At 72.7% G+C, this 7,862-nt stretch carries 6 protein-coding genes and 1 pseudogene; 3 read left to right on the forward strand and 4 right to left on the reverse strand.

Features of this window, described 5'->3' with window-relative positions; all coding sequences use genetic code 11:
• Together ACJ73U_RS06885 and ACJ73U_RS06890 are read right to left on the reverse strand one after the other, a co-directional pair.
• The coding region (locus ACJ73U_RS06885) for a condensation domain-containing protein (protein WP_407776684.1) at positions 1-977 on the reverse strand (977 nt) is incomplete at its 3' end.
• A 15-nt stretch (positions 978-992) separates the two neighbouring features.
• The gene (locus ACJ73U_RS06890; protein WP_407776685.1) at positions 993-1,268 is read right to left on the reverse strand and encodes a phosphopantetheine-binding protein; all 276 of its coding nucleotides are present in this window, start codon (positions 1,266-1,268) and stop codon (positions 993-995) included.
• A 155-nt stretch (positions 1,269-1,423) separates the two neighbouring features.
• Between ACJ73U_RS06890 and ACJ73U_RS06895 the strand changes: the two genes are divergently transcribed.
• The 3 genes from ACJ73U_RS06895 to ACJ73U_RS06905 all read left to right on the forward strand — a co-directional run bounded on the left by ACJ73U_RS06895 (position 1,424) and on the right by ACJ73U_RS06905 (position 6,175).
• Entirely contained in the window at positions 1,424-4,621 is a 3,198-nt protein-coding gene (locus tag ACJ73U_RS06895; protein ID WP_407776686.1) for a non-ribosomal peptide synthetase, read from the forward strand.
• Between the two features lie 62 nt (positions 4,622-4,683).
• Entirely contained in the window at positions 4,684-5,949 is a 1,266-nt protein-coding gene (locus ACJ73U_RS06900; protein ID WP_407776687.1) for a hypothetical protein, read from the forward strand.
• Entirely contained in the window at positions 5,933-6,175 is a 243-nt protein-coding gene (locus ACJ73U_RS06905) for a phosphopantetheine-binding protein (protein WP_407776688.1), read from the forward strand. Before ACJ73U_RS06900 ends, ACJ73U_RS06905 begins: the two co-directional genes overlap by 17 nt.
• On the opposite strand, the gene ACJ73U_RS06910 is transcribed toward ACJ73U_RS06905, so the two are convergent.
• Positions 6,165-7,484: an acyltransferase domain-containing protein gene (locus tag ACJ73U_RS06910; RefSeq protein WP_407776689.1), complete on the reverse strand. Its 1,320-nt coding sequence runs from the start codon at positions 7,482-7,484 to the stop codon at positions 6,165-6,167. The two genes, ACJ73U_RS06905 and ACJ73U_RS06910, sit on opposite strands and share 11 nt — an antisense overlap.
• Positions 7,481-7,862, reverse strand: a pseudogene (locus tag ACJ73U_RS06915) (ABC transporter ATP-binding protein); the annotation flags it as partial. The pseudogene ACJ73U_RS06915 and the gene ACJ73U_RS06910, both read right to left, overlap by 4 nt.

Genomic DNA, 7,862 nt, shown 5'->3' on the forward strand with positions numbered 1-7,862 from the left:
ACGACGCCCTCCAGGTCGGGGTGGGTGCGGCCGGTCCGCGGGCTGCCGACCACGATGTCCTGCCGGCCGGCCCACCGCGCGAGGATCGCCGCGAAACCGGCCAGCAGGACCGCGAAGACCGTGGTGCGTTCGCTGTCGGCCAACGCACGCAGGGCCGTGACCGAGTCCCGCGGCAGCACCGTGTGGTGCCGTGCGACCGGCCGCGCGCCGCCCGCCTGCCGCGGCCGGTCGGTGGGCAGGTCGAGCAGGTCCGGCGCTCCGGCCAGCCGATCGGTCCAGTACCGGCTCAGGTCCGCCAGCCGCTGCTCGGTCAGCTGGTCGCGCTGCCACGCGGCGGCGTCGGCGTACTGCAACCGCAGCGGCGGCAGAACGGGCTCACCGCCGGCCAGCAACGTCCGGTACGACACGCTCAGCTCGCGCATCAGGATGCCGTTGGACCAGCCGTCGGTGACGGCGTGGTGCAGGTAGACCGCCAGCACGTGGTCCCGGGTGGCCAGCCGCAGCAACCGCAGCCGGAACAGCGGCGCGCTGGACAGGTCCAGCCCGACGGCGGCTTCCGCGTCCAGCAGTCGCGCCACTTCGGACCGGACGTCCTCGACGTCGGTCAGGTCGATGACCCGCAACGGCAACGACACGGCGGGCAGCACCGACTGGGTCAGCACGCCGTCGACCCATTCGAGCCGGGTCCGCAACGCCTCGTGGCGGTCGACGAGCAGTTCCCATGCCCTGGACAGCACGCCACAGTCCAGGTCGCCACGCAACCGCTGGGTCACGGCGACGACGTACGCGGTCGATCCGGGGAGCAGCTGGTCGACCAGCCACAGTCGTTCCTGGAAGAACGACGCGGGCAGCGGGCGGCCGTCCCGGGGCAGGGCAACCGGTCCCGGCCGCAGCCGTTCGGTCAGCAACCGCCGCCGCTCCGGGTCCAGCCGCGCCAGCCGCGCGACCAGGCCGCCCGCCTCAGTGGTGTCAGGCAATCCCGTACTCCCGCATCAGTTCTCCGTTTCCGCCGATGCGGACAGCGCGGTGCCGTGTGCGACCAGTAGCTCGGCAGGCGTCGGTGCCTCCAACAGGTCGACCAGGGTCAGCTCCACCCCGGTCAGCTCGTGCAACCTGCCGAGCAGCCGCAACGCCAGCAAGGAATGACCGCCGACGGTGAAGAAGTTGTCGTCCGGACCGATCTCCGGATCGGCAAGCGTCTCCCGCCACAGCGCAACGAGCTGGTCGAGCAACCTGCTGTCGCCCGTGTTCGTCGATCGGGTTGACACCGCTGAGACCCCCTTCGCCGCGACGTCCGCAGCCGAACCTAGATGCGGGCGTCCGCCCTGGTGATGCCCCGTGAACTGGGGACGTGCCCGCACCGCACCGCGGCGACACGATGACGGCCATCATCGGTTCTAGACCGGGCACGGGTGATTCCTCGGTGACACACGATCTCCAGCCCGCCACCGCGACCCGAGCCGCTGAGCGGCCGGTGTCGCCGGCGCAGGAGCAGTTGTGGCTGCAGCGCAAGCTGTATCCCGACGCGGCGCTGCTCGCGGTGACGATGACGCTGCGCCTGCGCGGCCCACTCGACCTCGCCGCGCTGGCACTCGCGGTTCGAGAGGTGGTGCACCGGCAGGACATGCTGTCGGGCTGGGTCGAGGAACGCGATGACGAGCTCGTGCACGTTCCCGCCGAGTGGCCCGGCGAGCTCGAACTGCTGTCGTTGGCCGACCACCCGGGGAGGGATCTGCCGGACCTCGACCTGCCCGACGGCCGGCTGCTCGCCGCGCGGGTGGTGCGCCTGGCCGCCGACGACCACATGCTCCAGTTGAAGATCGACCACATGGCCTTCGACGGGGCCACCGAACACCTGCTGGTCGACGAGATCCGGACGGCGTACGACGCCGTGCGCACGGGTGCGCCCGCCAAACCCGCCCTCGCCGCGACGTATGCCGACTTCGCGGTGGCACAACGGAAATGGCTCGACTCCCCGGAATGCCGGGCGATGCTCGACTCCTGCCGCGAGGCACTGGCGGGCGCCGACGACCTGGTGCTGCACACCGACCGGCCACGTCCGGACCGGAGGTCGTTCCGGGGCAGGAGCCACTACTTCGACCTCGGGGCGCGGCTGGCCGGGCGCATCAAGGAGTTCTCGGTGTCCAGGCGGGTGACGCCGTTCATGACCCTGGCCGCGGTGTTCGGTGTGCTGATGTCGCGCCGTGGCGACGGCAACCGGGACTTCCTGATCGGTATCCCGCACCTCGGCCGGGACCGGCCGGAGTGGACCGACCTGGTCGGGCTGTTCGCCAACGTGGTCCCCACCCGCGTCCGGCTACCGAGGGAACGGTCGTTCACCGAGCTGGTGCACGCGATGCGGGCGGAGACCGGCCGGGCGATCACGCACTCCAGGCTGCCGTTCCACACCGTGGTCGACGCCCTTCGCCCGGCCCGCGAGCTGGCGAGAGTTCCACTGTGTCCGGTCACCTTCCAGGTGCGCTACGACGCGCTCCCGGCGGGCGGGTCGGCCGCGCTGACCCTGACGAGGGAACCCGCCACCGTGGCGTGCGATTTCGAGCTCACCATGACGGTGGCCGACGGCGGCACCGAGCTGCCGGTCGCCATCGAGTACGCGGCGGACCTGTTCGACCCCGCCACGATCTCCCTCCTGGCCGAGGAGTTCGGCACGCTCTGCGCGGCACTCCTCGACCACCCGGACGACCCGGTCGAGCTCGCCGACCACCACGGTCCACGACATGGCGGCCTGCTCACGGCGGGCACCGGCGCGCCCGCCCCGGTCACGTCCGGAGTCGTGCACGAGGAGTTCCGCAGGCAGGCCGCGGCAACGCCGGATGCCGTCGCGGTGGTGGCCGAAGGCGGTGCGCTGACCTACTCGCAGTTGGACGCGGCCGCCGACCGGCTCGCCACCCGGCTGGTCGCCGCCGGGGTACGACGATGCGACCGGGTCGCCGTCGTCGTGGCCCGCGACCTCGCCATGCCGGTCGCGCTCCTGGGCGTCCTCAAGGCCGGCGCCGCCTACCTCCCCCTCGACCAGAGCATCCCGCACCAGCGGATGGCGTCGATGCTCGCCACGGGCAGGCCGACCGCGGTGGTGACCGACGCCCCGTCCCGTGAGCTCGGCGAAAGTCTCGGCCTGCCCGTCGTGCCCGTCGGCGGGCCTGCCGAGCAGGCGGCGGCGCTGCCCCAGGTCAGTCCCGCCGATCTCGCGTACGTCATGTACACCTCGGGCACCACCGGCGAACCGAAGGCGGTCGCCATCAGCCACCAGGGCGTCACGAGCCTGACGGCCCGTCCGGCCTACACCTCGGCCGGACCGGGAACCGTCGTGTCCCACCTCGCGCCCGCCGTGTTCGACCCGTCCGCCATCGAGACCTGGACCGCGCTGCTCACCGGCAGCACGCTGGCCGTGTCACCGACCTCCCGCCCGTCTCCCGCCCAGCTGCACGACTACATACGGCGCTTCGGCGTGCGTGTGCTGTTCCTGACCACCGGGCTGGCCCAGCTGGTGGTCGACGAGCGGCCGGAGGTCTTCGCCGACATCGACCACATGCTCACCGGCGGTGACGTGCTGTCCCCCGACCACATGCACCGGATCCGCACGGCCTGCCCGCACGTGCGGCTGACGTCGTTCTACGGCGCCACCGAGATCGGGATCGCCTCTTCGGCCACCCACGACGACCTGATGCGCCCCGACCAGCCGGTGCCGCTGGGGCTGCCGATGCCCGGCCGGTCGGCCCACGTGCTGGACGCCGACGGCCGGCTGGCCTCACCGGGCGTACCCGGTGAGATCGTGCTCGGCGGCGACGGCGTCGCCTACGGCTACCTGGGCCGGCCCGGCCTCACCGCCGACCGGTTCGTGCCGCACCCGTTCGAGCCAGGCGCCCGGATCTACCGCACGGGTGACGTCGGCGTGCTCGGCACCGACGGCGTGCTGCACTTCCTCGGCCGGTCCGACCGGCAGGTCAAGATCCGCGGCCACCGGGTGGAACCGGCGGAGGTGGACGCCGCGCTGGGCACTCACCCGGCCGTTCGGCAGAGCCTGACCCGGCCACGGATCAGCGCGGGCACGCCGATCCTGGTCGGCTACCTGGTGACCGACGGCGGGCCGACCGATGGTGAGCTGCGTGCCTTCCTCGCCGAGCGGCTGCCCGAGTACTGCGTGCCCAGCCGGTTCCTCCGGCTGCCCGCCCTGCCGCTGACCAGCAACAGCAAGATCGACACCGACGCGCTGGACCGGTTGCCGCTGCCCGCCCCGGCCACACACGGCGGCGGACTGACGGCATTCGAGTCGGCGGTCGCCAGGATCTGGTGTGAGGTGCTCGACCTGGAGGCCGTCGACCCGGACGCCAACTTCTTCGTGCTCGGTGGCCACTCGCTGGCCGCCGCCCGGGTCGCGGCGCGCGTGGAGCGCGCGACCGGCCGTTCGGTGCCGGTCAGCGTCGTGTTCGACGCCCCGACAGTACGAGGGCTGGTGGCGTGGGTCGTCCGGAGCGCCTCGGACACCGCTCCCGACACCACGGCGGACACGGCGTCGGAGTCCGAAGAGGACGTCCTCGCCGAACTGATCGGGGCCACGGCCGACGAGGTCGCCATGGTGCGCGACGGACTGACGGGCTGACCGTGGACCTCACCCCACCGCCGGCGTCCACCGGTCCGTCGCCAGACTCGCCGGGGTGCGCGATGAGCGTTGACGCTCCCACCGACCAGGTACTGGCGCTGGCGCACCCGGTGCCCGTCCGGCTGATCGACGAGCTGTCGCGCCGGGTGTTCTTCGTGGACGAGCGGATCGTCGACTTCAGCCTGGTGACCAGCGGCGACCTCGTTGTCGGTGTCCGGGTGCGCACCGACCGGCCGGTGCCCGGTCCGCAGCTGGCCGCCAAGGTCGACCTGATGGTGGCCGGTGACCTGCACGGCAGGCTCGCCACGCCGACGACCGTGCGCTGGCGCTCGGCCCGGGCTGATCGCCCTGCCGGCCCGGTGTTCGACCGGCTGGTCGACCAGGGGCTCGCGTTCGTGGCGGGCGATGGCCAGGTGACGGTGGCCGAACCGGTGCTGAGCCTGATGGACCGGCTCGACGCGCTGGTGGTCGCCATCGCCGGGGAGTTCGAGGCGACCGAGTACCGCTATCCGACCCTGATCCGCACCCAGGCGTTGCGGCGCAGCGGGTACACGACGTCCTTCCCGCAGCACCTGATGTACGTGGCCAGGTTGCGTGCCGACATCCACAACTACCGGGACTTCCTCGGCGAAGCGGGCGGCGACGGCGACTTCACGCACACGGTGCTCGACCGGTCCGGCCCGGTGGACCACTGCCTGCCGCCGACCATGTGCTACCACACGTTCCAACAGTTCGCCGACGGCACGCTGCCCGCGACGGACATGGTGGTGACCGCCCGCGGCAAGTCGTTCCGGTACGAGGGCCGCTACCACGCCGACATGGAACGGCTCTGGGACTTCACCATCCGGGAGGTCGTGTTCCTCGGCTCCCGGGAGTTCACCACCGGCTGCCGGGACCGCTTCCGGCAGCGCGCGGGCGAACTCCTCGACGAGCTGGCCCTGACCGGCCACTGCGAGGTGGCACACGACCCGTTCTTCGGCGACCGGAACACCAGCGTGAACATCTCGTCGCAGCTGCTGTTGGAACGCAAGCACGAGATGCGCCTGGCCGTCGCGCCGGACCGCACGATCGCGGTGGCCTCGTTCAACGTCCACGACCGGCTGTTCGGGGACGCCTTCGGCATCCGGCAGCCCGGCGGGCAGCCGGTCCACACCGCCTGCGTCGGGTTCGGGTTGGAACGGCTGGCCTACGCGGTGCTCTGCCAGCACGGAACCGACGAGGCAGGCTGGCCCGCGCCACTGCGCCGGACGTCGGAGGACCGCGGTCCGGTACCGGACCGTCCGGAATCGCCCTTTCCGAGGAGGCCTCGCGGTGAGCGTCGAGCGTGACACGATCCACCGGTTCGTCGCCGGGCACGTCCACGGCGTGCCGTTCGACGACAGCACCGACCTGTTCGCCGGCGGGCTGGTGAACTCGCTGTTCGCGGTGCAGATCGTGATGTGGGTCGAGCGCACGTTCCCGGTCGAGGTGCGCGGTGAGGACCTCGACATGAGGAACTTCCACTCGGTCGACGCCATCACCCGGTTCGTCCGGCGGCGGGCCGTCAGCCCGTGACGCGACCCAGGTCGACCGGGAGGCCGTGGACCCATGCCCCGCCCACCGCCGCGAGCAGGCGGGCGATGCCCGACCCGCCGTGGCCCTGGCCGGGCATCGTCGACAGCACCGGGCTGCGTGCCGCCCGGGCGGGGTGCTGCCCGGCCAGCGTCCCCAGGGTGCGCCCCGGTCCCACTTCCAGCAGCACCGGCTCGGGCAGTGCCCACACCTCGCCCAGACCGTCGAAGAACTGGACCGTGCGCAGCATGTGGGCGGCCCAGTAGCCGGCATCGGTCGCCTGCCGCGCCGTCAGCCAGGTACCGGTCACGTTGGACACCACCGGAATCTCCGGCGCACGCAGGGTGGAGCCGGCGACCAGACGGGCCAGCGGTGCCTCGGCGGGCGCCAGCACCGGGGAGTGGAACGCGTGCCGGACCGGCAGCCTGCGGCTGGCGATCCCTTCGACGTCCAGGATCTCCGCCAGCTCGGCGACCGCGTCGGCCGGACCGGAAACGACGCACAGCGCGGGCCCGTCGACGATCGCGACCGCCAGCCGTGGGTCGCCCACCCTGGCGAGCCGGGTGCGGACGTCCTCGGCGGAAAGCAGGACCGCGAGCATCCCGCCGGGCTCGGTCTCCTCGATCAGCAGTGCTCGGCGGGCGACCAGCCGGACCGCGTCGGCCAGTTCGAGCACGCCCGCCACACACGCCGCGGTGTACTCCCCGATGCTGTAGCCGAGCATCGCCGACGGCACGAGTCCCCAGTGCCGCAACGACTCCGCCAACGCGTACTCGACCGCGAACACCAGTACCTGCGCCGTCCGCGGCTCGTCGAACACCGGCGGCCGGCCGGCCGGCCGCATCATGCCGGCCAGATCCGGCCAGCCCGGCGCCGCGCCGCTCGCCGCCTGCTCGCCGGTGAGGTCCAGCTGGGCGCGGGGGTTCTCGCCCAGTTCGGCCTCGGCCAGCTCGCAGCACTCGTCGAGGGCGGCGCGGAAGACCGGGGACCAGCCGTAGAGTTCGGCGGCCATCGCCGGGTAGTGCTCCCCGACGCCCGGGTACAGGAACACCAGCGGCGGATCGCGGCGTGCCGTGCCACGGATCTGAGCCCGGTCGTCGCCACCGAGCAACGAGGTCGCCACGTCCGCGACGGACGTGGCCACGAGGGCCATCCGACAGGGGTGCGCGGGACGCGCGGCCAACGACGAGGCCAGCCGCGCCAGCGCCAGCCGCGGCTGGTCGGCGGCCAGGGCGCCCACCTGGGTGGCCAGGTCGGCCAGCCCGGCCGGATCCGGCGCGGACAGTGCGATCAACCGCGGGGTGGCGGTCACGGCTTGGCCGGGACCTCGGCGCGTTCGGACCCGAAGAGGTCCGGATGGCCGCCACGCAGTTCTTCCGGTGGCCCGGCGGCCACCACCTCGCCGTCGGCGAGCACCACCACCTGCGCGGCCCGCATGAGCAGCTGGGGCCGATGGGACACGGCCAGCACGGTCGCCCCGGAAGCCAGGAGGTTGGTCCACACCGCGAGCTCGGTGTTGACGTCCAACGCGTTGGACAGGTCGTCCACCACCACCAGTTCCGGGTCCCCGAGCACCATCCGGGCGGCCGCGACCCGCTGCAGCTGCCCGCCGGACAGTCGCAGACCCCGGGACCCGATGGCGGTCTCCAGCCCGTCCGGCATGTCGGCCAGGTCGGCGTCGAACGCGGCG

It is taken from the genome of Actinophytocola sp., from assembly GCF_045807065.1.
In the GTDB taxonomy this organism is placed as follows: Bacteria; Actinomycetota; Actinomycetes; order Mycobacteriales; family Pseudonocardiaceae; genus Actinophytocola.